The sequence below is a fragment of the Streptomyces ossamyceticus genome (assembly GCF_001418475.1).
GTDB classification, from domain to species: domain Bacteria; phylum Actinomycetota; class Actinomycetes; order Streptomycetales; family Streptomycetaceae; genus Streptomyces; species Streptomyces ossamyceticus.
Map to the genome: position 1 here is coordinate 1 of NZ_LIQX01000185.1, position 24,248 is coordinate 24,248.

A 24,248-nucleotide genomic window follows, 5' to 3' on the forward strand; every position below is an offset into this window, starting at 1 on the left:
GAACGAACGGCTGCGCAGCCGCACCCGCGGTCACTGGACGGCGGCGGCCCTCCTGCGGGCGGCCTCGGCCGACGGCCACGCGGCGCTCGGCTGGGACGAGGCGGGCGCCCTGGAGCCCGGCGCGCTCGCCGACTTCACGACGATCGCGCTCGACTCCGTCAGGACGGCAGGCCCGCTTCCACGGCTGGGCGCGGAGACGGCTGTATTCGCCGCGTCGGCAGCAGACGTGTCGCACACGGTCGTGGGCGGTCGGCACGTCGTCCGGGACGGGGCGCACGCCCTCGTACCGGATGTGCCGAAGGCGCTCGCCGAGGCCGTCGCAGCCCTGCGCGGATGAGGCCCGCCCGCGCACCCGAAGCAGAGCCCGCACCCGACCCGACCGCCGACCAGGCCACCAAGGACGCCATGAGCAGCCCGACGACCGACAGCCCCGCCCACTCCGCGAGCACCGCCAGCACGCTCATCACCAACATCGCTGCCCTGGTCACCAACGACCCCTCTCTCGGCGACGGATCCCCTCTCGGCCTGATCCGGGACGCGGCACTCGTCATCGACGGTCAACGCGTCGCGTGGACCGGTGAACGAAGCAAAGCACCCGCCACTGACAATCGGGTCGACGCCGGTGGCCGGGCGGTGCTCCCCGGCTTCGTGGACTCCCACTCCCACCTCGTCTTCGCGGGCGACCGGACCGCCGAGTTCAACGCCCGCATGTCCGGCCGGGCCTACAGCGCGGGCGGCATCCGCACCACCGTCGCCGCCACCCGCGCCGCCACCGACGAGGAACTGGAGGCGAACCTCACCCGCTACCTGCGCGAGGCCCTCCGCCAGGGCACGACCACCATCGAGACCAAGTCGGGCTACGGCCTGACCGTCGAGGACGAGGCGCGGGCCCTGCGCATCGCCGCCCGGCACACCGACGAGGTGACCTACCTGGGCGCGCACATCGTGTCCCCGGACCACGCCGAGGACCCCGCTGGTCCCTCGGAGTATGTGGCCCTCGTCACCGGCGAGATGCTCGACGCCTGCGCCCCGTACGCCCGTTGGATCGACGTCTTCTGCGAGAAGGGCGCCTTCGACGGCGACCAGGCCCGCGCGATCCTCACCGCCGGCAAGGCCAGGGGACTGCACCCCCGCATCCACGCCAACCAGCTCTCCCACGGCCCCGGCGTCCAGCTCGCCGTGGAACTGGACGCGGCGAGCGCCGACCACTGCACCCATCTGACCGACGCCGACGTGGACGCCCTCGCCCACAGCCGTACGGTCGCCACCCTGCTGCCCGGCGCCGAGTTCTCCACCCGCGCCGAATGGCCGGACGCCCGCCGTCTGCTCGACGCGGGCGTCACCGTCGCCCTGTCCACCGACTGCAACCCGGGTTCGTCCTTCACGTCGTCGGTGCCCTTCTGCGTCGCGCTCGCCGTGCGGGACATGCGGATGACGCCGGACGAGGCGGTCTGGTCGGCGACGGCCGGGGGCGCGCGGGCGCTGCGCCGGGACGACATCGGCCGCCTCGCCCCGGGCGCGTACGCCGACCTGCTCCTGCTGGACGCGCCCAGCCATGTCCACCTCGCCTACCGGCCGGGCGTCCCCCTGGTCACCGGAGTGTGGCGCAGGGGCGTCCGCGAGGTCTGAGCGGGCGACCGGGGCCCGGACACAGTTCGGCCGGGTGCGGGAGGAACATGGCTCCTGCCGCACCCGGCCGAAATGTTTCGTCGGGGCCCATGCGTGCTACTCGTCGAGGGTCAGTCCCTTGCGCAGGCGGACCAGCGTGCGGGACAGCAACCGGGACACGTGCATCTGCGAGATGCCCAGCTCGTCCCCGATCTCGGACTGCGTCATGTTGGCGACGAACCTGAGGGAAAGGATCTGACGGTCGCGCGGTGCCAGCCCGGCGATCAGCGGCTTCAGGGACTCGACGTACTCGATGCCCTCCAGCCCGTGGTCCTCGTAGCCGATGCGGTCGGCCAGCGCGCCCTCGGAGTCGTCCTCCTCGGGCTGGGCGTCCAGCGACGAGGCGGTGTACGCGTTCGACGCGGCCATGCCCTCGACGACCTCGTCGTTCGTGAGACCCAGGCGCTCCGCCAACTCTCCCACTGTCGGAGCGCGATCGAGCTTCTGGGCGAGCTCGTCACCGGCCTTGGCCAGGTCGAGGCGGAGCTCCTGGAGCCTGCGCGGGACCCGCACGGACCAGCTCGTGTCACGGAAGAAACGCTTGATCTCGCCGACGATCGTCGGCATCGCGAAAGTGGGGAACTCGACGCCCCGGCTCAGCTCGAAGCGGTCGATGGCCTTGATCAGGCCGATCGTCCCGACCTGGATGATGTCCTCCATGGGTTCGCTGCGCGAGCGGAACCGGGAGGCGGCGAACTTCACGAGCGCGAGGTTCAGCTCCACCAGGGTGTTGCGGACGTATGAGTAGTCGTACGTGCCTTCCTCGAGCGATTCGAGGCGCTCGAAGAGGGTCTTGGACAGGGCCCGTGCGTCCACCGGCCCCACCTCGTCGTACGGGGGGATCTCCGGAAGGTCCGCGAGTGAGTCGCCCGATGGGTGGGCGATGTCGTCGAGACCGTCTTCCAGAGAGGGTGTCGACGTCGCCCTCTGGGTATGCGATTCGTCGAGCCGGGGTGACATGATGTCCTCCATCGTTCTCGGCATATGGCCGCCGATGCCAATACGTGCACTGCGGTGTGCGGCGCCTCCGAAGCCGGCCGTGTTGGTTGGTGTCACTACTAGGCCTACCCGGTTCCGGGACACCGTCGCAAGTGCCTCCTGTGGCGAAATGTCCATTTGCAGGTGATTGTTCGGGTGTCGGGGAGTGTGGAGAAGGCGTAGTGTTCGAGGGTGAGTCAGCAGCCACGACGGTCGGGAGAGATGACGGCATGGACCGTGGGACGGTCGGCAGCGCACAGTCGGGCCGGCTACGGGTCGAGGTGCGGGAAGAGGGCGCCAGCGCCGTCGTGACCCCGGCGGGTGAGCTCGATCACCACACCGCCGATCTGTTGCGCGAGCCGCTCGAAGGGTGCCTCGACAAGGGCTTCGCCCGCCTTGTGGTGGACTGCACACAACTGGAGTTCTGTGACTCCACCGGACTCAACGTCCTGCTGGGCGTCCGCCTCCGGGCGGAGGCCGCGGGCGGCGGGGTCCATCTGGCGGGGATGCTGCCGGCGGTCGCCCGGGTCTTCGAGATCACCGGCGCCGAGGCCGTCTTCACCGTCCACGACACCGTCGAGGCGGCTCTGTCCACCTAGGGGATTCCCCCTGAGCGCGTCGGTGGTCCGCCCCGCGGTCGGCCGGGCCGCCCGCGGGGGCTGCCCGCGTGTCACACAGTGACCGGCGGGTTACTGGCGTCACAGGTTTCGTGCCGAAAACGTGGGTGTTCTGACGGTTCGCTCGGGCAGGAGACATCCTGAACGGGTCGCAAGCGCCGGCCGACGGCTCGACGGCCACGACGGAAAGACGGATGGCACAACGGATGACAGCAGGAAAAAGCACGTGCGGCGGGCTCCGTTCCCGCACTCTTGAGTCCTGATACGTGAACTGGTGAATCGGTGAGGTGAAGCGCTGATGAGCACCACCCGGCCTGTCTCGCCGGGCGACCGCGGCCCTGAACCGGGTGTCGGCGGCGCTTCCGGGGCGCCCGGAGAGGACCGGCCCGCGGCGACGGCCGCCGGTCGCCGGTCCCGCCGGCTGAGCTTCGACGGCGAGAGCGGCGTGGTCCCGCTCGCCCGTGACTTCACCCGCCAGGCGCTGTACGAGTGGGGATGGCTGCCCGCCGCCACCGCCGACCAGCGGGCCGCGGCCGAGGACGTGCTGCTGGTGGTGTCCGAGCTGGTCACGAACGCCTGCCTGCACGCCGGGGGGCCCGCCGAGCTGTGGATCAGCTGCGACAACAAGGTGCTGCGCATCGAGGTCGCCGACCGGGGAGCCGGGAATCCGGCGCCGCGCACACCGCACCGGGCGGGACGGCCCGGAGGACACGGCATGTTCATCGTGCAGCGACTGTGCCTCGACTGGGGGGTCGTGCGGACGCCGGGTGCCTCCGGCAAGACCGTGTGGGCGGAACTGGGCGCTCCGGCCTGAGCCGGGCAGTTGCTCCGGGTGCTCCGGCCTGAGCCGGGCAGTTGCTCCGGGTGCTCCGGCCTGAGCCCGGCGGTCGCTTAGCGCGCCGCGGCCTGTGTCCATTACCGGTCTTGCGTGCCTCGGCCTGAGCCCAGCAGTTGCTCGCGCGTGGCCCCGGTGACGCCGTCGGCGACGGCCTGTGCCCAGTACCGGTCTCGTGTGCCCCGGCCTGAGTCCGGCACCGCCTTCGCGCGCCCCGTGGGCCCGGAGCGCCGCCCTGACGCACCGACACACATCCGACACTTGCGTGTGTCTTCCTTCCTCGGGACCCCCGGCGTACCTTGAGCGGCCGATCTGATGTTCCGTCAGAATGTGGGGTGCCGAGGTGTCGTACCGGACGTACCAGAAACGAACCGCCGCGCTCACGTCCCTCGTGGCCCTGGCCGGCGCGGCGGTGCTGATGGCCGCCCCGGTGGCCCATGCCGAGGTCGTGGACGTCACGTACAACTGCAAGACGCCGATCGGGGACAAGTCCGCGGTCTCGCCCATCGACATCAAGGGCGTGAAGCGGGGCGACGGCTACCGGATCACCATGTCGTGGCAGAAGGGCGTCTCGTCCAGCCCGGTGGAGCTGGGCAAGGGCGCGATGAGCCCGAGCGCCACGATCAAGCTGAGCGGCGCCGAGAGCGGGACGCTCACGGTCGCGGGACCGGCCAACCAGGAGGCCATTCCGGCCAACACCCCCATCAAGATCAATGACTTGAGCGGGACGTACACCCCGAAGAAGACCGGCAAGGTCGACTTCACCGCCGGTGTGCTCACCATCAAGGCCCTCGGGACGGTCACCACCTGCACCCCGGGCAACGACCCGGGGCCGTCGCTGACGTTGGACGTCACCGCGGCAGGCGGGGGCGGCTCCGACGGCTCCGGCGGATCGGCCTCCGGGGGGACGAGCGGTGCCGGCGGGTCCGGCGGTGAACTGCCACAGACCGGCCCGCTGGACTCGGCGGTCGCCCTCGGCACGCTCGGCGGCACGGTGCTCCTCGCGGGCGCCGCGGGCGCGCTGTGGCTGTCGCGCAGGAATCAGACCGCGCGCCGCTGACGGGAGCGGTGACGTGAGGAGTGCGCGGATTCCCGCGGCGGCGGCGGTCGCGCTCGCGCCCGTGCTCGCGCTGGCGTTGGCGCTCGGCGCGCCGCTCGGTGGCGGGGCGGGAACGGCCGTGGCGGCGGACGGGCCGGCCGTGACGCTGTCCAAGTCGCAGGCGGGGACGGGCGGTTCCCTCACCGTCACCGGCAGCGGCTGGCGGTCGAGGGCGCTGCTGATGATTCTGATCTGCGGTCGGTCGACGCCGTCGCGGGGTGTGTCGGGCGGCACCGACTCCTGCGCCAACGCCGACGGCCGGGCCGTGACGGCCGACGCCGAGGGCGACTTCAGCAGGCGAGTGCCGGTGGCGGAGCCGCCGGTGCCGTGCCCGTGCGTGGTGCGCGTCGCCACCATCACCGGGAAGAAGGCGGAGGCCTTCGCGGCCTTCCAGGTCGCCGGGCACTCGGTCGAGCCGCTGCCCCCGGAGGCCACCGGCGGACGGCTCTCCGTACTGACGGACACGGAGTTGAAGGGCACGAGCGGCCTGCTGACCTGGTTCGGGGCCCCGGCTACCCGCGAACTCGTCCTCACCGTCGGCAACGTGGGCGCCTCCCCGGTCGAGAATCCCGTCTTCCAGGTCGGCACCTCGCACGGGGTGTACGCGCCGCAGTGGGAGGACCACCAGTGGCGCGGCACCATCGCGCCGGGCCGCAAGGCGCGCGTCTCCCTGCCGGTGGAACTCGCCGCCGGGGCGCACGGCGACTACACCGTCTCCCTCACCTACGGCGGCAAGGTCCTCGCCGAACACCCCTGGGACGTGGGCCGCCCCTGGGGCGTCACCCTCTTCTGGCTCCTGCTCTGCCTCGTCGTCCCGGCCGCGCTGTTCCGCGTCGGGCTGGCGGTGGTGGACCGGTTCCGGCCGCGCCGCACCGCCTCCGGCCGACGGTCCCGCCGCCGATCACCGCTCCCCGGACTCACCCGCCGACTCCCTCGGTGGGGCGCCTCGACGGGCGCGCACGCCGAACCCCGCCCGTCGCCGGCCGGGGCCCGCACCACGTCTCGTACGACCCCGGCCCTGCCGTGGTTCACCCCGGACACCGATCCGGGGGCCACGACGGCCGGGGCGCTCTCCGCACCGAGGGAAGACAGCCCCACGACTCCGACCAGAGAGGGAAGCGCGTGAGAGCGCAGCGAAGAGCCAGTGCACTCGGGGTCGCCCTGATGCTCGGCGGGGCCGGTGCCCTGCTGGGGGTGGCGGCCGTGCCGGCGTACGCGGGCGAGGTGGCGTACGCGACGAAGTGCGTGCCGCCGCCGATCTCCGGACTGCCGCCCGTGGAGGGCACGACCAAGGTGGAGATCACCGCCCCGAAGTCGGCGAAGGTCGGCGACGAGGTCGAGGTGGTGTGGAAGTTCGTCCAGGCCGCGTCCAAGAACCCCGACCTCATCGACCTGCCTGCCAACACCGTCCAGCCGACCGGCACGCTCAAGGCCGCCGGGGCGCAGACCGCGGACATCGCCATGAAGGGCCCGCGCGAGAACCCCGCCATCCCCAAGGGCGCCGCCATGGTCCTCTCCACGATGAAAGGCACCCTGAAACTGACGGCACCCGGCGCGGTGACCCTGACCCCCGGCGCGTACGCCATCGACGTCTTCTCGACCCAGACCGCGTGCGCGCCGACCGTACCGGTGACCGCCGGGGCGACCATCGACGTCACGGGCGGTGGCGGTACTTCGGGCGGTACGAGCGGCACCACGGGCGGCAGCGGCACGAGCGGTACCACCGGCACCAGCGGAGGCACGTCGTCCGGCGGCACGACCGCGGGCGGTACGACGACCTCGGGCACGACGGCGGGCGGTACGACGACCTCGGGCACGACGGCGGGCGGTACGACGACCTCGGGCACGACTTCCGGCGGCACGACCTCCGGGGGTACGACCGGCGGCGGCACGACCGGTGGCGGTGGCGGGCAGACCGACTTCCCCGGCAAGGAGGTCCGGGTCCCGTACGACTGCGTGACGCCCATCGGCAACCGGAGCGTGGTCTCGCCGGTGCAGATCGACGCCACGAAGGACGGCGGGAGTTTCGACCTCACCGTGCGGTTCAAGAAGTCGGTGATGGACAGCCCCGCCGACATCCCCGCGGACTCGGTGAAGCCCGCCATGGAGATCGTCCTCGGTGGCGCCGACAAGGGCTCGGTCCGGGTCGAGGGACCGACGAACGCCGAGCCGATCAAGGCGGGCGACCCCATGGAGATCCCCGACCTCACCGGCACCTACAAGCCGGGCGCGAGCGGCGAGTCCACGCTGGCCCCCGGCGTGCTGATGATCAAGGCACTGGGGACGACCACCACGTGCACCCCCGCCGAGTCGCTGGTCTCGCTCACCCTCGACACCGAGGAGCAGCCGGGCGGCGCGGGGGGCGGCTCCTCGTCCCCCGGTTCCGTCGGCGGCGGCTCCGCGTCCGGCTCGGGCACGGCCTCCGGGTCCGCCACCGGCGGCGGACTCGCGGACACGGGCGCGGGCGGCGGTCAGGGCACACTCAAGGCGCTGGCCCTCGTCGCCGGCACGGCGGCGCTGCTCGGCGGTGCGGTCTTCACCTTCATGCCGCGCCGGTATCTGCGCTGAGCCCCGCGTCCACGGCGGGTCCGTACCGAGAAGCCCGCAGGGCCGCCGCACCCCGAGGTGCGGCGGCCCTGCACGCAATGCCGGGCGGCGGGCTCAGCGCACGTCGCCCATGAGCCGCTTGACCTTGTTGCGGTACATGTACAGCGGCCGAGGCGGAACGCACCGGACGCGGTATCGCCCTGGAGGACCTGACGGGCATCTGCGAATGGGTACGGCTTCGCAAGCCCCAACGGGCCACCCACTCCAGCCGGTCCTTCGCACAGCTGGGGCAGTTCATCGCGTACAAGGCCAACAAGGCCGGGGTGCCGGTGGTGTACGTCGATCCGGCGTACCCCTCCCGTACCTGCGCCGAGTGCGGCCACATCGACAGAGCGAACCGGGTCTCCCAGGCGTGGTTCGCGTGCCGGTCCTGCGGATTCGTTGATCACGCAGACCGCAACGGCTCCCGCAACATCCGCGCTCGCGCAGAAGAGTTGTGGCGACGCGGGGCGCGGTCGCCCCAGACCCACCCCTGACACCCGGGGGCGGGACAGGACGCAAGCGCAGCGCCACAGCCAGTGGCGCCCGCTGTGCAAGCCCGGGACTTCAGTCCCGGGTACGTTGACGGACTGGTACCAGGAGACGGGGAACTCCCAGCCGAGGACGCTGACGCGCCCGGTCGGAGGGGCGGCCGCCACCACCTCGCGCACAAAAGAGACCCTCAACGCATATATGCCGCCCAAGGTCCCTACGCGTCGCTACAGGCGTTCCATCACCATACGGCAGAGTAGGCAAGGGAATAGAGGGGATTGAGAGACGGATCACAGGTAAGAATGCGATAGCTCTCATGCATTCGAAGGTGCGTCCGGGAATTGCCTCCCCGCAGTGCGGGGTACCCATTCCGGGAGGCGGAACCGCCGCGGAAATCCGCACGGACCGTCCCCGATCTCCACGGACCCTCGACGGCCGCGGCTGGATCTCCACGGAACAGGGGCGGAATGCCCGACCTATTCGATCATGGCCGTCAGGGGTAAGAATTCCGCCGGACAATGGTGTGAATCAGGCTTGCCGATCACCCTCCACCTGCGGTTCTCGGCGGACTACCATCAGCGCATGACCCGTGTACTGCTCGCCGAGGACGACGCGTCCATCTCGGAGCCGCTGGCCCGCGCACTGCGCCGGGAGGGGTACGAGGTGGAGGTCCGCGAGGACGGCCCCACCGCGCTGGACGCCGGAATGCAGGGTGGCGTCGACCTGGTCGTCCTCGACCTGGGGCTGCCCGGCATGGACGGTCTGGAGGTCGCCCGCCGGCTGCGCGCCGAGGGCCACACCGTGCCGATCCTGATCCTGACCGCGCGCGCCGACGAGGTGGACACCGTCGTCGGCCTCGACGCGGGCGCCGACGACTACGTCACCAAGCCGTTCCGGCTCGCCGAGCTGCTCGCCCGCGTACGGGCGCTGCTGCGGCGCGGCGCGGCCGAGCCGCAGCAGCCGCCCGCCACGCACGGCGTCCGGATCGACGTCGAGTCCCACCGGGCGTGGATGGGCGACGAGGAGCTCCAGCTCACCGCGAAGGAGTTCGACCTGCTGCGGGTGCTGGTGCGGGACGCGGGGCGGGTCGTCACGCGTGACCAGCTGATGCGCGAGGTGTGGGACACCACGTGGTGGTCCTCCACCAAGACCCTCGACATGCACATCTCCTGGCTGCGCAAGAAGCTGGGCGACGACGCGGCGAACCCCCGGTACATCGCGACCGTGCGGGGCGTCGGCTTCCGGTTCGAGAAGAACTGAGAGCCTGTGAACAAACCCCCGTCCGGATCAGCCCGGGGTGCCAGGCGCCTCGGGCCCGGGCGCGGGTTTGTTCACAGGCTCTGAGGGGACCCGGGCGGGCGCCTGACGGCCCCGGGGTCCGGGCGCCGCCCAGACCCCGTACCGGGTGCCGCCCGGACCCCGTACCGGGTGCCGCACAATCGAAGGTCCCAGAACACCCCGCCCCGCCCGGAGGGCAGCCGTGCGTCGCCGTCTCATCCAGTCCACCCTCGCCGTGGTCCTCGTGGTCATCGCGGTCTTCGGCGTCTCCCTCGTCATCGTCGAGACGCGGACGATCAGCAACAGCGCCCAGGAACGCGTGGAGTCCGAGGCGGTCCAGCTGACCAGCATCGTGGACAGCCGGATCATCGGGGACGAGCGGATCACCGCCGAGGTCCTGGAGGACCAGGTCGGCGACGACCGCTACGCCCGCATCCAGATCCCCGGCCAGCGCACGATCGAGATCGGCGCGAAGCCCGTCGGCGACGTCATCCGCCACGAGGCCAAGGGCGAGAAGGACGAGGTCGTCACCGTCGAGGAGTCCCGCTCGGCGGTCAGCCGCGAGGTCGGCCGCACCCTGCTGATCATCGCGGCGGTCGCCCTGCTCGCCGTCGTCGCCGCGGTCCTCCTCGCCGTACGCCAGGCCAACCGCCTCGCCTCCCCGCTCACCGACCTCGCCGAGACCGCCGAACGCCTCGGCTCCGGCGACCCCCGCCCCCGGCACAAGCGGTACGGCGTCCCCGAGCTGGACCGGGTCGCGGACGTCCTGGACGCCTCCGCCGAGCGCATCGGCCGCATGCTGACCGCCGAGCGGCGCCTCGCCGCGGACGCGTCCCACCAGCTGCGCACGCCGCTGACCGCGCTGTCGATGCGGCTGGAGGAGATCACGCTCACCGACGACCCGGCCACGGTGAAGGAGGAGGCGCACATCGCGCTCGCCCAGGTCGAGCGGCTGACGGATGTCGTGGAGCGGCTCCTGACGAACTCCCGCGACCCGCGCAACGGCTCCGCGGTCGCGTTCGAGCTGGACGAGGTCATCAAGCAGCAGCTGGAGGAGTGGCGCCCCGCCTACCGCAGCGCCGGCCGCGCCATCGTCAGCTCCGGCAAACGGCACCTCCAGGCCGTGGGCACGCCGGGGGCGGTCGCGCAGGTGCTGGCCGCGCTGATCGAGAACTCGCTGATGCACGGCGGCGGCACGGTGGCGCTACGCACCCGTGTCACCGGCAACCAGGCGGTCATCGAGGTCACCGACGAGGGGCCCGGCGTCCCCGCCGACCTCGGGGCGCGGATCTTCGAGCGGGCGATCAGCGGGCGGAACTCCACGGGGATCGGGCTGGCCGTCGCACGCGACCTCGCGGAGGCGGACGGCGGACGTCTGGAGATGCTCCAGGCACAGCCCCCGGTGTTCGGCATGTTCCTGTCCCGGACGCCGGTGAGGACCCCGTCCAGCGACGACCGGCCCGTTCGGTAGCAGCGGCGAGGGGGCGGCAGCGGGCGACCGCGGGCGGGAGCGCCTAGCGCCGGCCGTCCGGGCGCTTGACCGGGCCGCCGCCGGTCAGCGCGGGCGGAGGGGCGGCTCCCGCCTCCAGGAACGATTCCGCGCTCGCCACCGCCTCGCGGGCGGGCAGGGTGCGGAACACCCATGTGCGGTACGACCAGAAGCGGAAGAGGGTCGCGACGCCGATGCCGAGGAACTTGAAGATGTTGCTCTGCAGCGGGCTGTCCCAGCCGAAACCGTAGGTCGCGGTGTAGAGGACGCCGTTCTCGACGACCAGGCCCACCGCGCTGAACAGCAGGAAGAGGCTGAGCTCCTTCGTCCGGCCGCTCTTGTCGCGGTCCCGGTAGGTGAAGTAGCGGAACCCCACGTAGTTGAAGGCGATGGCGACGACCGTGGCGATCACACTGGCCCGGACGACCTGGAGGTCGGTGATGTGCCGGACGAGGTTGAACACGGCGAGGTTCACCAGCAGCCCGGCACCGCCCACCGCACCGAACTTGGCGACCTCGCGGACGAGGAGGTCGATCCGTCGGCGCAGGGCGCCGCGGGGCTTCGGGTGAGGCCCCGAGGTGGTGCTTCCCATCGTCTGCCGGCCCCCGTCGCTCGGTGGTCTGTCGTACCTCGGTCGGTACCAGGTCGGGCCTGTCGGTCCGAAAACAGTTGATCTTCGATCGAAATCCGCTGGTTCCGCCATGCTAACCAGCGCCCCTGGGCAGCGCCTGTGCAGCACCTCACACCCGCTGCCCGGGCGCCGGAAGGGGGCGGGAACCGGACACCGGGAAGTGGCCGATTCCATGGCCGATACTCTGGGGGTGTGACGTTCCCGGTAGTCGGCATGGTCGGCGGCGGTCAGCTCGCTCGTATGACGCACGAGGCTGGCATCCCGCTCGGCATCAGGTTCAAGCTCCTCAGTGACACCCCTCAGGACTCCGCGGCCCAGGTCGTCGGTGATGTCGTCATAGGCGACTACCGCGATCTGGAGACGCTGCGTGCGTTCGCGCAGGGCTGCGACGTGATCACCTTCGATCACGAACACGTACCCACCGAGCACCTCCGGGCGCTGGAGGCGGACGGCATCCCCGTACGCCCGGGCCCGGACGCCCTCGTGCACGCCCAGGACAAGGGCGTGATGCGGGCGAGGCTCGACGCGATCGGCGTGCCCTGCCCGAGGCACCGCATCGTCGCCGACCCGGCGGACGTGGCGGCGTTCGCGGCGGAGGGCGAGGGATTTCCGGTCATCCTCAAGACCGTCCGCGGCGGCTACGACGGCAAGGGCGTGTGGGTGGTCCGCTCCGCCGAGGACGCCGCCGAGCCGTTCCGCGCCGGGGTCCCGGTCCTCGCCGAGGAGAAGGTCGACTTCGTCCGGGAGCTCGCCGCCAACGTCGTACGGTCGCCGCACGGCCAGGCCGTCGCCTACCCCGTCGTCGAGTCCCGGCAGGTGGACGGGGTGTGCGACACCGTGATCGCCCCGGCGCCCGACCTCGACCCGGCCCTCGCCCTCCAGGCGGAGGAGATGGCCCTGCGCATCGCCAAGGAACTGGACGTCGTCGGCCACCTCGCCGTCGAGCTGTTCCAGACCCGCGACGGCCGCATCCTGGTGAACGAGCTGGCCATGCGCCCCCACAACTCCGGCCACTGGAGCCAGGACGGCGCCGTCACCTCGCAGTTCGCCAACCACGTCCGGGCCGTCCTCGACCTCCCGCTCGGCGACCCGCGCCCCCGCGCCGAGTGGACCGTCATGGTCAACGTCCTCGGCGGCGACTACCCGGACATGTACTCGGCGTATCTGCACTGCATGGCCCGCGACCCCCAGCTCAAGATCCACATGTACGGCAAGGACGTGAAGCCCGGCCGCAAGGTCGGTCATGTGAACACCTACGGCGACGACCTCGACGACGTGCTGGAGCGCGCCCGTCACGCCGCCGGATACCTGAGAGGCACGATCACCGAATGAGCCCGGTCGTAGGCATTGTCATGGGGTCGGACTCCGACTGGCCCGTCATGGAGGCCGCCGCGCAGGCCCTCGACGAGTTCGAGATCGACTACGAGGTCGACGTCGTCTCCGCGCACCGCATGCCGCGCGAGATGGTCGCCTACGGCGAGGAGGCCGCGGACCGGGGCCTCAAGGTGATCATCGCCGGGGCGGGCGGCGCCGCCCATCTGCCCGGCATGCTCGCCTCCGTGACCCCGCTGCCGGTCATCGGCGTGCCCGTACCGCTGAAGTACCTCGACGGCATGGACTCGCTGCTGTCGATCGTGCAGATGCCGGCCGGGGTGCCCGTCGCGACCGTGTCCGTGGCCGGCGCGCGCAACGCCGGACTGCTCGCCGCCCGCATCCTCGCCACCCAGGACGAGGAACTCCTCGGCCGGATGCGGGAGTTCCAGCAGGAGCTGAACGACCAGGCCACCGAGAAGGGCAAGCGTCTGCGCACCAAGGTCGAGGGGTCCGCGGGCGGCTTCGGCTTCGGCAAGTGACGCAGGACTGACCGCGAGAGCCGCGACGACCCGGGCGACCGGGAGGACGGGGGAGTACGGCAAGTGACGGGGACGACGGGGGACGAGGAAGTGACCGGGATGACGGGGACGGGTTCGCTGGAGGAGGCCCGGGAGCTGCTGCGCGAGTTCCCGGTCGCCGACGGGCACAACGACCTGCCGTGGGCGCTGCGTCAACAGGTCCGCTACGACCTGGGCGCCCGCGACATCGCCACCGACCAGAGCGCCCATCTGCACACCGACCTCGCCCGGCTGCACGCCGGCGGCGTCGGCGCCCAGTTCTGGTCGGTGTATGTGCCCTCGGACTCCGCGTTCCTGCCGGGCGCCGTCCCCGCCACCCTCGAACAGATCGACTGCGTACGGCAGTTGATCGACCGTTATCCGTCGCGGCTGCGGTCCGCGCTGACCGCCGCCGACATGGAGGCGGCCCGCGCCGAGGGCCGCATCGCCTCCTTGATGGGCGCCGAGGGCGGTCACTCCATCGACAACTCCCTCGCGACGCTACGCGCGTTGTACGCGCTCGGCGTCCGCTACATGACGCTCACCCACAACGACAACATCGCCTGGGCGGACTCCGCGACCGACGAACCGGCGGTCGGCGGCCTGTCCGCCTTCGGCCGCGCCGTCGTCCGGGAGATGAACCGCGAGGGCATGCTCGTCGACCTCTCCCATGTGGCCGCGACCACCATGCGCGACGCGCTGGACGCCTCGGCCGCACCGGTGATCTTCTCCCACTCCTCGTCGCGGGCCGTCTGCGACCACCCCCGCAACATCCCGGACGACGTCCTCGAACGCCTCCCCGCCAACGGGGGAGTGGCGATGGTGACCTTCGTACCGAAGTTCGTCCTCCAGGCCGCCGTCGACTGGACCGCCGCCGCCGACGAGAACATGCGCGCCCACGGCCTCCACCACCTCGACACCACCCCCGAGGCCATGCGCGTCCACCGCGAGTTCGAGGAGCGCAACCCGCGCCCCGTCGCCACGGTCGCCACGGTCGCGGACCACCTCGACCACATGCGCGAGGTCGCCGGCGTCGACCACCTCGGCATCGGCGGCGACTACGACGGCACCGCCTTCACCCCGGACGGCCTGAACGACGTCTCCGGCTACCCGAACCTGATCGCCGAGCTCCTCGACCGCGGCTGGTCCCGGACCGACCTCGCCAAGCTCACCTGGCGGAACGCGGTCCGTGTGCTGGGCGCCGCCGAGGACGTCGCTCGCGACCTGAAGTCCCGTACGGGCCCGTCGAACGCGACCCTGGAGCAGCTGGACGGGTGACACCCGGCCGGCGGTACGGCCCCCGTCCGGCGGGGACGGTGCGGCCGTACCCCCGAACGCCGCACCCACCAGGAATCCGGGCGGCCCCCGTGGCACGGTGACGGTGACTGCGTTCACCGACCGGGTACGGAGGTCCGCCATGGCAGACCTGCAGGACGAACTGCAAGCGACAGCGGAGGCGGGGCGGCTCGACGCCCCCGCGAAGCGGAAGCCGAAGCCGAGCCATCGGTTCGGGGCGGCCGAGCCCGTAGCCCCGCCGGACGGCACGGCCGAGCGCGGCACCGCCGACGCCGCCAGGGCCCCCGAGGCCGCCGGGCGGCTCGCGGACCCGGAGGGCGCCGAGCAGTCGGACGGGCTGGAGGAGGCGCACGCCTTCCTCGCCGACCACCCCGTCGCCGACGGCTACAGCGGGCTGCCGTGGGTGCTGCGCCACCTGCCCTGGTACGACCTGGAACTCGGCGAGAGCGGCGTGGACACGGACGTGCCCCGGATGCGCGAGGGGCACATCGGCGCCCTGTTCTGGTCGCTGCACCTGTCCGAGCCGCTGACCGGCGACCGGGCCGTCGGCGCCACCCTGGAGCAACTGGACCTGGTCCACAAGGCCGTCCACGCCCACCCCGCGGGCCTGCGGCTGGTCCGCACCGCGAGCGAGGTCACCGACGCCCACAACTGCGGCCGCGTCGCCATCCTGCTCGGCCCCGCCGGCGCCCCCGCCCTCGGCGACTCCCTCGCCATCCTGCGCGCCCTGCACGCGCTCGGCCTGAAGGCCCTCACCCTCGCCGGTGTCTCCTGGGCGAGCGAGGCCGGCCTCAGCCGGTTCGGCGAGGAGGTGGTCCGCGAGATGAACCGCGTGGGCGTCCTCGCCGACCTCTCCGGCGCCGGTGAGCAGACGATCCGCCGGACCCTCGCGGTCTCCCGCGCCCCGGTCCTGTGCACCCGCTCGGCGGCCCACGCCCTTCGCCCCCACCCCGCGAACCTCACCGACGACCTGCTGGCCGCGCTCGGCGAGGCCCACGGCCTGTGCATGGTGCCGCTCACCGCCGAGCAGACCGGCCCCTCCGTGCGCGACGTCGCCGACCACCTCGACCACGTCCGCTCCATCGCCGGCCCCAAGAGCGTCGGCCTCTCCGGCACCTACGACTCCGGTGCCGCCCACCCCGAGGACCTCACCGACGCCTCCTGCTACCCCCACCTCGTCGCCGAGCTCCTCCACCGTGGCTGGTCCCACGACGACCTCGCCCTGCTCACCTGGGGCAACGTCCAACGCGTCCTGCGCAGCGCCGACTTCACGGCGCGGGCGGCCCGGGACCGCCGCGAGGCGTCGACGGCGCGGATCGCCGACCTGGACGGCTGACACCGGAGGTGAGGGCCCGACCGGGCGGCAGCCCCGAGCCCTCACCGGCCGACCACGCAGCCGGGCAGTCCGGCCCGACCCGCCCGGTCCAGTTCACCGTCGCGGCGCACCGGCCCGACTTCACGGCCGCATCAGGACCCCGCCTCAGGCCCGGCACAGGCAGAAGGGATGCCCCGCCGGGTCGGCGTACACCCGGAAGCCCCGCTCACGGTCCGCCGTGTCCAGCGGCTTCGCCCCGAGCGCCAGCACCTCCTTCTCCGCCGCGTCCATGTCCTCCACGTTCACATCGAGATGGAACTGCTGCGAACGCGACGGCGACGGCCACTCGGGCGGCACGAAGTCCGGCGCCTGCTGGAACGCCAGCCGGACACCCGTGTCCGGCACCCTCAGATCCACCCAGTCGCCCTCGCCCGAGACCTCCCCGCCGACCAGCTCGGCGTAGAACCCGGCGAGCGCGGCCGGGTCGGGACAGTCCACGACGACGACATCCAGCTTGGCGATGGCCATGACGGCTCTCCTTCGCTCTGCGATGCGGTTACCTGTAGATGCGGGTAACCAGTAACGGTTACTGCATGCTTCCTCATTGGCGGTAACGTCGCAAGCATGAGGTCGCACCATGAGTGAGAGAGTGCCCGCGCCCGGCGGCCTGGCCCTCGTCGAGAGCCTGGTGAACACGCTGGACCTGGAGTCGGGCGCCGACGCCCTCGACACCCCGGAGGGCCGGGCCCGCCTCGCCCTGACGGCGACCGAGGACCTCGCGGACGTACGGGAACTGCGCGAGTCGCTGCGCGCCGTCTGCCTCGCGCACGCCGGGCACCCGCCGCACCGCGCGGTGACCCCGCTCGGCGACCTGCTGGCGGCGGCGCCGCTCGTCGTCGCCGTCCGCGCCGACGACGGCTCGGCGAGCCTGCGCCCCGCCGCCGACCCCTCGCCCCTCCTCGCCCGTGTGGCCGCGGCCGTCGCCGAGGCCCTCACGGCGGGCACCTGGCAGCGCCTCAAGGCGTGCGAGGCCGCCGACTGCCACTGGGCGTACTACGACCGCAGCCCCGCCGGGCGCGGCCGCTGGTGCTCGATGCAGGTGTGCGGAGCCCGCGCGAAGATGCGCCGCTACCGGGCCAAGTGAGTCGGATGAGCCGTACATCACCCCATGAGTCACCGGCGAAGTAAGCGCTTCGCACCCACGGGGGACCGGGACGGTGGACAATGAGCACAGACGCCGTTCCGGCCGACTGAGCCTCGGCCGGAACGGCGTCGCCCGCTACCGGCCCGGTCGAACTCCGGGCCCCTCGCGGCCCGGACAGGGCCGCGGTCCCTCGGGTCAGGCCGTCGGCCGGCCCATCGCGCGGTACGTCCAGCCGGCCCGGCGCCACAGCTCCGGGTCCAGGGCGTTGCGGCCGTCCAGCACCAGCCGCCGGGACGCGGCCTCGCCCAGCGCCTGCGGGTCCAGCTCCCGGAACTCGCGCCACTCCGTCAGGTGCAGCACGATGTCGGCGCCCCGTACGGCCTCCAGCGCCGAGTCGGCGTACCCGAGCGTCGGGAACAGCCGGCGCGCGTTGTCCATGCCCTTCGGGTCGTAGACCGTGACCTGTCCGCCCTGGAGGTGGATCTGCCCGGCCACGTTGAGCGCGGGGGAGTCCCGTACGTCGTCGGAGTCCGGCTTGAAGGTCGCGCCCAGCACGGCGACCCGCCTGCCCAGGAAGGGGCCGCCGCCGAGCGCCTGCCGGGCCAGCTCGACCATCTGGCCGCGCTGCCGCATGTTGATGGAGTCGATCTCCCGCAGGAACGTCAGCGCCTGGTCGGCGCCCAGCTCACCGGCGCGGGCCATGAACGCCCGGATGTCCTTCGGCAGGCACCCGCCGCCGAAGCCGATGCCGGCCCGCAGGAACTTCCGCCCGATGCGGTCGTCGTGACCGATGGCCTCCGCCAGCTTCGCGACATCGCCCCCGGCGGCCTCGCACACCTCGGCCATGGCGTTGATGAAGGAGATCTTGGTGGCGAGGAAGGAGTTCGCGGAGGTCTTCACCAGCTCGGCCGTGGGGAAGTCGGTGACGACGAACGGGGAGCCCTCCTCGACCGGCGTCGCGTACACCTCCCGCAGCAGCTTCTCGGCCTTCTCGCTGCGGACGCCCACCACGATCCGGTCCGGGTGCAGCGTGTCGTTCACGGCGAAGCCCTCGCGCAGGAACTCCGGGTTCCAGGCCAGCTCGGCGTCGGCTCCCGCCGGGGCGTGCTCGGCGAGATACGCGGCCAGCCGGTCGGCGGAGCCCACCGGCACGGTCGACTTGCCCACGACCAGGGCCGCACCCGTCAGATGCGGGGCGAGCGAGGCGAAGGCCGCGTCGACGTACGACATGTCGCAGGCGTACTCGCCGTGCCGCTGCGGGGTGTTCACACACACGAAGTGGATGTCACCGAAGGCCGCGACCTCGGCGTAGTCCGTCGTGAAGCGCAGCCGCCCGGTGGAGCCCTCGATCCCGGCGACATGCCTGCGCAGCAGCTCCTCCAGGCCCGGCTCGTACATCGGGACCTCGCCCCGGCGCAGCATGTCGATCTTCTCTTCGACGACGTCGAGCCCGAGCACCTCGAATCCCAGCTCGGCCATGGCCGCGGCGTGGGTGGCGCCGAGATAGCCGGTGCCGATCACGGTGATCTTGAGGGCCATGGATGCTCCTGGGACGTACGGCCGTGGGTGCGCCGCGACGTGCGCGGCGGGTGCCCCGAGCATAGTCGGGGCGTGTCCGGGCCCTTTACCGGGCAGATTCCCCCTGGTGCCGCGACCGGTCCCGGACCTGTCGCCAAGCTCACGTATCTCTCGCGTGGGCAGGCCCTTTAAAATTTGAGTTACTTAACGGTAGTTAGCATCGGGAGCGTGAGAGACCTTGGCCGGATCGGCTGATTTCGACCTGTACCGCCCGTCCGAGGAGCACGACATGCTCCGCGACGTGATCCGTTCCCTCGCCGAGGCGAAGATCGCGCCCCACGCCGCCGCGGTCGACGAGGAGGCCCGCTTCCCCCGCGAGGCGCTCGAGGCGCTCGTCGCGAACGACCTGCACGCCGTGCACGTCCCGGAGGAGTACGGCGGCGCCGGCGCCGACGCGCTCGCCACGGTCATCGTGATCGAGGAGGTGGCCCGCGTCTGCGTCTCCTCCTCCCTCATCCCGGCCGTCAACAAGCTGGGCTCGCTCCCGGTGATCCTCTCCGGCTCCGAGGAGCTGAAGAAGAAGTACATGGGCCCGCTCGCCAAGGGCGAGGGCATGTTCTCGTACTGCCTCTCCGAGCCCGACGCGGGCTCCGACGCGGCCGGTATGAAGACCAAGGCGGTCCGCGACGGCGACCACTGGATCCTCAACGGCGTGAAGCGCTGGATCACCAACGCCGGCGAGTCCGAGTACTACACGGTGATGGCCGTCACCGACCCGTCCAAGCGCTCCAAGGGCATCTCCGCGTTCGTCGTCGAGAAGTCCGACGAGGGTGTCTCCTTCGGCGCTCCGGAGAAGAAGCTCGGCATCAAGGGCTCCCCGACCCGCGAGGTCTACCTCGACAACGTCCGCATCCCCGCCGACCGCATGATCGGCGAGGAGGGCACCGGCTTCGCCACGGCGATGAAGACCCTGGACCACACCCGCATCACCATCGCGGCCCAGGCCCTCGGTGTCGCCCAGGGCGCACTCGACTACGCCAAGGGCTACGTCCAGGAGCGCAAGCAGTTCGGCAAGCCCATCGCGGACTTCCAGGGCATCCAGTTCATGCTCGCCGACATGGCCATGAAGATCGCCGCCGCCCGCGCCCTGACCTACCAGGCCGCCGCCGCCTCCGAGCGCGGCGACAGCGACCTCACCTTCCAGGGCGCCGCCGCCAAGTGCTTCGCCTCCGACGTCGCCATGGAGGTCACCACCGACGCCGTCCAGCTCCTCGGCGGCTACGGCTACACCCGCGACTACCCGGTGGAACGCATGATGCGCGATGCCAAGATCACGCAGATATACGAAGGCACGAACCAGGTTCAGCGGATCGTCATGGCCCGCAACCTGCCGTAACTCCTTCGGCGCAACCCATGAACGGCCCCCGGTCCCCTGCCGGGGGCCGTTGACTTGTGGGGTGAATGGTGCGGAATGTTTGCGTCCGCCCAATGGCGGGTGGCGGCAGGGGGGCGTAGGACGGAAGTGCACGGGGTCCGCCCCGGACCCCCGCTCCCACCCCTGGAGGAGCCATGCAGGAGACCGGAAGCATGACCGCGATGAGCAAGGAGATGCAGGACTGCGTCAACGCGTGCATGACGTGCCACACGGTGTGCGAGGAGACCATGAGCTCCTGCATGCAGGCCGGCGGTCAGGCCCAGATGCAGATCATGCGCGCCCTGATGGACTGCGCCGAGATGACCCGTATGTGCGCGGACATGATGATGCGCCGCTCCCCGATGAGCGCCGAGATGTGCGCGATGTGCGCCCGCGCCTGTGACATGTGCGCCGAGGCGTGTATGTCCATGCCCGACGATCCGCAGATGATGCGCTGTGCCGAGGCGTGTCGCCGCTGCTCCGAGACGTGCCGGGCGATGTCGGGCGCGACGGCCTGAGACGAGGCCGGTCCGACCCGCGCGACCGTACCCGCACGACCGAGGGGCACCCCGTACGGGATGCCCCTCGGTCAGGTCGTCCGCCGGGTCAGTTGCCCGACACGGTCACCGTCTCGTCGTTCTTCAGCTCCTCCACCAGCTTCTTCACCTTCGCGGTGTCCCACTGGAGGTTGCCGTTGCCGGCGTTGCCCGAGATCGGCATGTTCATCGACTTGCCGTCGCCGCCCGTGACGCCCTTCATCGCCCAGAACATGTCGGCCAGGTCGAACAGGCTCATGTCCTTGTCGACGATCAGCGTGTCGAGGCCGGCGCTCATCGTCGGGTACAGCTTGAAGGGGTTCAGGACCGTGCTCGGCGTCGCCGTCTGGCTGGCGAGGGCCGCGAGGAACTTCTGCTGGTTCTTCGTGCGGTCGAGGTCGCTGCGCGCGAGGGCGTAGCGGGTGCGGACGAAGGCCAGGGACTGCTCGCCGTTCAGCGTCTGCTTGCCCGCCTCGAAGTTGGCGCCCGACTTGGTGTCCTTCAGGCCGCCCTTGGGGATGTCGATCTCCACACCGCCGACCGCGTCGACGATGTTCGCGAAGCCGGCGAAGCCGATCTCCACGTAGTGGTCGATGCGCAGCCCCGTGTTGGCCTCGACGGTCCGGACCAGCAGCTCCGGCCCGTCCTCGGCGTACGCGGCGTTCAGCTTCACCTGGCGGCCGGTGCCCTTGTACGTCTTGCCCGACTCGGAGCCCACGAAGCTGGGGATCTCCACGTTCGAGTCGCGGGGCAGCGAGATCAGCGTCGGACCGTTGGACCCGGTGTGCAGGATCATCATCGAGTCGGTGCGCTTGCCGTCGGCGGACCCGGTGTGCAGCTCCTTCTTCTGCGCGTCGGACAGGCCCTCGCGGCTGTCGGAGCCGACGATCAGGTAGTTGGTGCCCTCGCCCTCCTCCGGCCGCTCGATGACCTTCGACAGGTCGACCTCGCGGTTCAGCTTGGAGTCGGCCCAGAAGTAGGTGCCGATCGTCGTGCCCAGCAGTACGACGGTGACAGTGATCGCCGTCCACTTGATCCGGCGCCGCCAGTTCGGCGCGGGACGCTCACCCCGGCCGTCGTAGCCGCCGGGGCCGCCCGGACCGCCGCCGTACACCTGGCCGGTGTTGTAGCCGCTGTCGTACTGCTCGGGGCCGCCGCCGTGGTTGTCGTACGTGTCGCCGTACGCCGGCTGCTGCGGCACACCGCCCTGAGGGGGCGCCGACGGGCCGCGGCGGACCTGGCGCATCACGCGCGCCCCGTCGGGGTGTGCGCCGGCGCTTCCCTGTCCGTACCCGCCGCCGCGGTTGCTGTCGGACCATCCCTCGGGCCAATCGTTCATGCGCCCCAGTGTGCAGGGCTCCCCTGTGGGCCGTACAAGGGTCGGCGGAATTTCGCAGCGCGGCTGTTGCCAAGCTGATGCAAAGCGGACCTTACGAGGTCACGCATAAGGTGGACGCCATGACAGAGCAGGCCCCCGCAGCGGAATCCGATATACCCGGCAAGCCGACCTCGGCGTCCCGGACCACCCTGAGCCACATCATGAGCCACAACGACACCAACCTGCTGGGGACGGTGCACGGCGGTGTGATCATGAAGCTCGTCGACGACGCGGCGGGCGCGGTGGCCGGGCGCCATTCCGGTGGGCCCGCCGTCACCGCCTCCATGGACGAGATGGCCTTCCTGGAGCCGGTCCGGGTGGGCGACCTGGTCCATGTGAAGGCCCAGGTGAACTGGACGGGGCGGACGTCCATGGAGATCGGCGTCCGGGTGCTCGCGGAGCGGTGGAACGAGTCGACACCGCCGCAGCAGGTGGGGTCGGCGTATCTGGTGTTCGCGGCGGTCGACGCCGACGGCAAGCCGCGCCGGGTGCCGCCGGTGCTGCCGGAGACCGAACGGGACCGGCGGCGCTACCAGGAGGCGCAGATCCGCCGGACGCACCGGCTGGCCCGCCGCAAGGCGATCCTGGAGCTGCGGGAGAAGAGGATCGCGGACGGCCTGGGCGACTGAGCCGCCCCCGGGTGTCGATCACCGCCCGCGCCTTTCAGGGGCAGGTCACCTCGTCGCCCGTGACCACGCCGAACTCGCCCCGGTCGGGGTCCTCGGCCCGTACCTTGCGGACCTCCTTGAAGTCCGCCCCGGCGATCACCCGCAGGACGGGCCCCTGCCCCGGGGCCTCCCGCAGCTCCGCGCCCGGCAGGGCGGTCGCCAGGGAGCGGGCCGAGCGGTCCCAGCGCGGGTCGTGCACCACGACCGTCCGGCGGACGTCGGTGCGCCCGGCGTTCACCGGAGTGCGGGTGGTGCGGAAGCCGGTGGCGGCCAGCTGGCGGTCGACCTGGCCACCGAGGCCGGCGACGGTCGTGCCGTTCTCGACCTGGACGCGGATCTGCTGCGGGGCCACCTCCACCAGGGCGCGCTTGCCGCGGGTCCGGTAGGGGGCGAGGGGTCGGTCGTCACGGAGGGCCTTGAAGAGGCGGCGCGACTTCGCGGCGTCCCACTGGAGGGTCGAGCCGAGTCCTTCGACGACGTGGCCCATGCGGCCGATGGGGACGGTGGTGAACTCGGACGACGCGGGGGTGAGGTTGCGCATGGCGCGGCCGAGGTCGATCAGCTCCCCGGTGCCGAACTCCTTGTCGGCGCGGACCGAACCGAGCACGGCCCGGGTGACGTCACGGAACTTGATCGGGTTGAGGAGCACACCGGAGGACGTCGCCTGGGCCATGAGGGCGGCCATGAAGCGTTGCTGGCGCTTCATACGGCCGAGGTCGGAGGAGCCGTCGGCGTGGCGGGAGCGGACGTACTGCAGGGCCTGTCCTCCGTCGAGGTCGTGGGTGCCCGCGGCCAGGTCTAGGCCGGTGTAGGAGTCCTTCAGCGGTTGGGCGGTGCAGATCCTGACGCCGCCGAGGACGTCCACGGTCCGCATGAAGCTGGTGAAGTCGACCTCGACGTAGTGGTCGATCTTCACCTTGGTCATGTGCTCGACCGTGCGGACGGTGAGCGGGGGTCCGCCCTCCGCGTACGCGGCGTTCAGCTTGATCGGGTGGGCGGGACGCTTCTTCCCGGTGGCGCGGTCGGTGTGCGCGGGCACCTCGGCGTAGGAGTCGCGCGGCAGGCTCACGACGCTGGCCCGCCCCCGGTCCGCCGAGATGTGGACGATCATCATGGTGTCCGTGCAGTGGCAGGGGGCGCCGCCGAGCCGGTAGGCGCGCCGCTCCTCCTCGCTGATGCGGTCCCGGCCGTCGGTGCCGACCAGCAGGACGTTCATGCCGTGGCCCGCCTCGGGCCGGTTCTTCATGTCCTTGAAGGGGTCGACGCGGGCGATCTTGTCGTCGAGGCCGGTGACCACCGCGTGCCCGATCCCCGCGGCGGCCAGCACCACCACCGACAGCGTGGTCGCCACCCGCAGGGCCCAGCCCCGCTTCCTCGGGCGTACCGGGGGCCTGGGCTGCTGCGGCCGTGCGGGGCGGCGGGGCGGTGCGGGCAT

General features: G+C 71.7%; 24 protein-coding genes. 18 read left to right on the forward strand and 6 right to left on the reverse strand.

The annotated features are described in order from the left end of the window. Positions 1-337 (forward strand): amidohydrolase family protein (locus tag AOK15_RS15150; RefSeq protein ID WP_157870256.1); only part of this gene is annotated, 337 nt, incomplete at its 5' end. Further along, a complete protein-coding gene (gene hutI, locus AOK15_RS15155; protein WP_055516914.1) occupies positions 334-1,629 on the forward strand; it encodes an imidazolonepropionase in 1,296 nt (431 codons plus the stop codon). The genes AOK15_RS15150 and hutI, both read left to right, overlap by 4 nt. Before the next feature lie 96 nt (positions 1,630-1,725). On the opposite strand, the gene AOK15_RS15160 is transcribed toward hutI, so the two are convergent. Continuing rightward, positions 1,726-2,640: an RNA polymerase sigma factor SigF gene (locus AOK15_RS15160; RefSeq protein WP_055516916.1), complete on the reverse strand. Its 915-nt coding sequence runs from the start codon at positions 2,638-2,640 to the stop codon at positions 1,726-1,728. A gap of 236 nt (positions 2,641-2,876) precedes the next feature. Here AOK15_RS15160 and AOK15_RS15165 point away from each other — a divergent pair, with 236 nt between their 5' ends. The 8 genes from AOK15_RS15165 (at position 2,877) to AOK15_RS15195 (ending at position 11,024) form a co-directional block, all read left to right on the forward strand. Further along, entirely contained in the window at positions 2,877-3,245 is a 369-nt protein-coding gene (locus AOK15_RS15165) for an STAS domain-containing protein (RefSeq protein WP_055516918.1), read from the forward strand. Between the two features lie 316 nt (positions 3,246-3,561). Beyond that, positions 3,562-4,077: an ATP-binding protein gene (locus AOK15_RS15170; protein ID WP_055516920.1), complete on the forward strand. Its 516-nt coding sequence runs from the start codon at positions 3,562-3,564 to the stop codon at positions 4,075-4,077. Positions 4,078-4,426: 349 nt separating this feature from the next. Further along, complete coding sequence (locus AOK15_RS15175) at positions 4,427-5,158, forward strand: LPXTG cell wall anchor domain-containing protein (protein ID WP_055516922.1); 732 nt, start codon at positions 4,427-4,429, stop codon at positions 5,156-5,158. A 13-nt stretch (positions 5,159-5,171) separates the two neighbouring features. Continuing rightward, a complete protein-coding gene (locus AOK15_RS15180) occupies positions 5,172-6,323 on the forward strand; it encodes a hypothetical protein (RefSeq protein WP_240508439.1) in 1,152 nt (383 codons plus the stop codon). A 38-nt stretch (positions 6,324-6,361) separates the two neighbouring features. After that, positions 6,362-7,765: a hypothetical protein gene (locus tag AOK15_RS15185; protein ID WP_055516924.1), complete on the forward strand. Its 1,404-nt coding sequence runs from the start codon at positions 6,362-6,364 to the stop codon at positions 7,763-7,765. A 197-nt stretch (positions 7,766-7,962) separates the two neighbouring features. After that, positions 7,963-8,280, forward strand: a complete 318-nt coding sequence (locus AOK15_RS42140; protein ID WP_338059905.1) for a zinc ribbon domain-containing protein — start codon at positions 7,963-7,965, stop codon at positions 8,278-8,280. A gap of 577 nt (positions 8,281-8,857) precedes the next feature. Beyond that, positions 8,858-9,535, forward strand: coding sequence for a response regulator transcription factor (locus AOK15_RS15190; RefSeq protein ID WP_048819934.1), 678 nt, complete (start codon positions 8,858-8,860; stop codon positions 9,533-9,535). Between the two features lie 220 nt (positions 9,536-9,755). Beyond that, positions 9,756-11,024 (forward strand): ATP-binding protein, encoded by a 1,269-nt coding sequence (locus tag AOK15_RS15195; RefSeq protein ID WP_055516926.1) that lies wholly within the window; start codon positions 9,756-9,758, stop codon positions 11,022-11,024. 43 nt (positions 11,025-11,067) lie between these two features. Here the strand turns inward: AOK15_RS15195 and AOK15_RS15200 are convergent, their stop codons facing one another. Further along, on the reverse strand, positions 11,068-11,634 hold the full coding sequence (locus AOK15_RS15200; RefSeq protein WP_055516928.1) for a GtrA family protein: 567 nt from the start codon (positions 11,632-11,634) through the stop codon (positions 11,068-11,070). A gap of 231 nt (positions 11,635-11,865) precedes the next feature. Here AOK15_RS15200 and AOK15_RS15205 point away from each other — a divergent pair, with 231 nt between their 5' ends. The 4 genes from AOK15_RS15205 to AOK15_RS15220 all read left to right on the forward strand — a co-directional run bounded on the left by AOK15_RS15205 (position 11,866) and on the right by AOK15_RS15220 (position 16,176). Then, positions 11,866-13,005: a 5-(carboxyamino)imidazole ribonucleotide synthase gene (locus AOK15_RS15205; protein WP_055516931.1), complete on the forward strand. Its 1,140-nt coding sequence runs from the start codon at positions 11,866-11,868 to the stop codon at positions 13,003-13,005. After that, a complete protein-coding gene (purE, locus tag AOK15_RS15210) occupies positions 13,002-13,526 on the forward strand; it encodes a 5-(carboxyamino)imidazole ribonucleotide mutase (protein WP_079058503.1) in 525 nt (174 codons plus the stop codon). The genes AOK15_RS15205 and purE overlap by 4 nt, the downstream gene beginning before the upstream one ends. Positions 13,527-13,625: 99 nt before the next feature. Beyond that, on the forward strand, positions 13,626-14,822 hold the full coding sequence (locus AOK15_RS15215; protein ID WP_055516935.1) for a dipeptidase: 1,197 nt from the start codon (positions 13,626-13,628) through the stop codon (positions 14,820-14,822). 139 nt (positions 14,823-14,961) lie between these two features. Then, the gene (locus tag AOK15_RS15220) at positions 14,962-16,176 is read left to right on the forward strand and encodes a dipeptidase (RefSeq protein WP_055516938.1); all 1,215 of its coding nucleotides are present in this window, start codon (positions 14,962-14,964) and stop codon (positions 16,174-16,176) included. A 144-nt stretch (positions 16,177-16,320) separates the two neighbouring features. Here the strand turns inward: AOK15_RS15220 and AOK15_RS15225 are convergent, their stop codons facing one another. Continuing rightward, on the reverse strand, positions 16,321-16,683 hold the full coding sequence (locus tag AOK15_RS15225) for a VOC family protein (protein WP_055516940.1): 363 nt from the start codon (positions 16,681-16,683) through the stop codon (positions 16,321-16,323). A gap of 109 nt (positions 16,684-16,792) precedes the next feature. Between AOK15_RS15225 and AOK15_RS15230 the strand changes: the two genes are divergently transcribed. Beyond that, a complete protein-coding gene (locus AOK15_RS15230; protein ID WP_055516943.1) occupies positions 16,793-17,299 on the forward strand; it encodes a CGNR zinc finger domain-containing protein in 507 nt (168 codons plus the stop codon). 195 nt (positions 17,300-17,494) lie between these two features. Here AOK15_RS15230 and AOK15_RS15235 read toward each other — a convergent pair whose 3' ends face one another. Then, on the reverse strand, positions 17,495-18,838 hold the full coding sequence (locus AOK15_RS15235; RefSeq protein WP_055516946.1) for a UDP-glucose dehydrogenase family protein: 1,344 nt from the start codon (positions 18,836-18,838) through the stop codon (positions 17,495-17,497). A gap of 217 nt (positions 18,839-19,055) precedes the next feature. Here AOK15_RS15235 and AOK15_RS15240 point away from each other — a divergent pair, with 217 nt between their 5' ends. After that, complete coding sequence (locus AOK15_RS15240; protein WP_055516948.1) at positions 19,056-20,213, forward strand: acyl-CoA dehydrogenase; 1,158 nt, start codon at positions 19,056-19,058, stop codon at positions 20,211-20,213. Positions 20,214-20,386: 173 nt separating this feature from the next. After that, the gene (locus tag AOK15_RS15245; protein ID WP_055516950.1) at positions 20,387-20,749 is read left to right on the forward strand and encodes a four-helix bundle copper-binding protein; all 363 of its coding nucleotides are present in this window, start codon (positions 20,387-20,389) and stop codon (positions 20,747-20,749) included. A gap of 88 nt (positions 20,750-20,837) precedes the next feature. On the opposite strand, the gene AOK15_RS15250 is transcribed toward AOK15_RS15245, so the two are convergent. Then, on the reverse strand, positions 20,838-22,106 hold the full coding sequence (locus AOK15_RS15250; protein ID WP_055516952.1) for an LCP family protein: 1,269 nt from the start codon (positions 22,104-22,106) through the stop codon (positions 20,838-20,840). 119 nt (positions 22,107-22,225) lie between these two features. Here AOK15_RS15250 and AOK15_RS15255 point away from each other — a divergent pair, with 119 nt between their 5' ends. Continuing rightward, positions 22,226-22,774 (forward strand): acyl-CoA thioesterase, encoded by a 549-nt coding sequence (locus AOK15_RS15255; RefSeq protein WP_055516954.1) that lies wholly within the window; start codon positions 22,226-22,228, stop codon positions 22,772-22,774. A 34-nt stretch (positions 22,775-22,808) separates the two neighbouring features. Here AOK15_RS15255 and AOK15_RS15260 read toward each other — a convergent pair. After that, positions 22,809-24,248, reverse strand: a 1,440-nt coding sequence (locus AOK15_RS15260; RefSeq protein ID WP_185093706.1) for an LCP family protein, incomplete at its 5' end; no start/stop codon positions are given.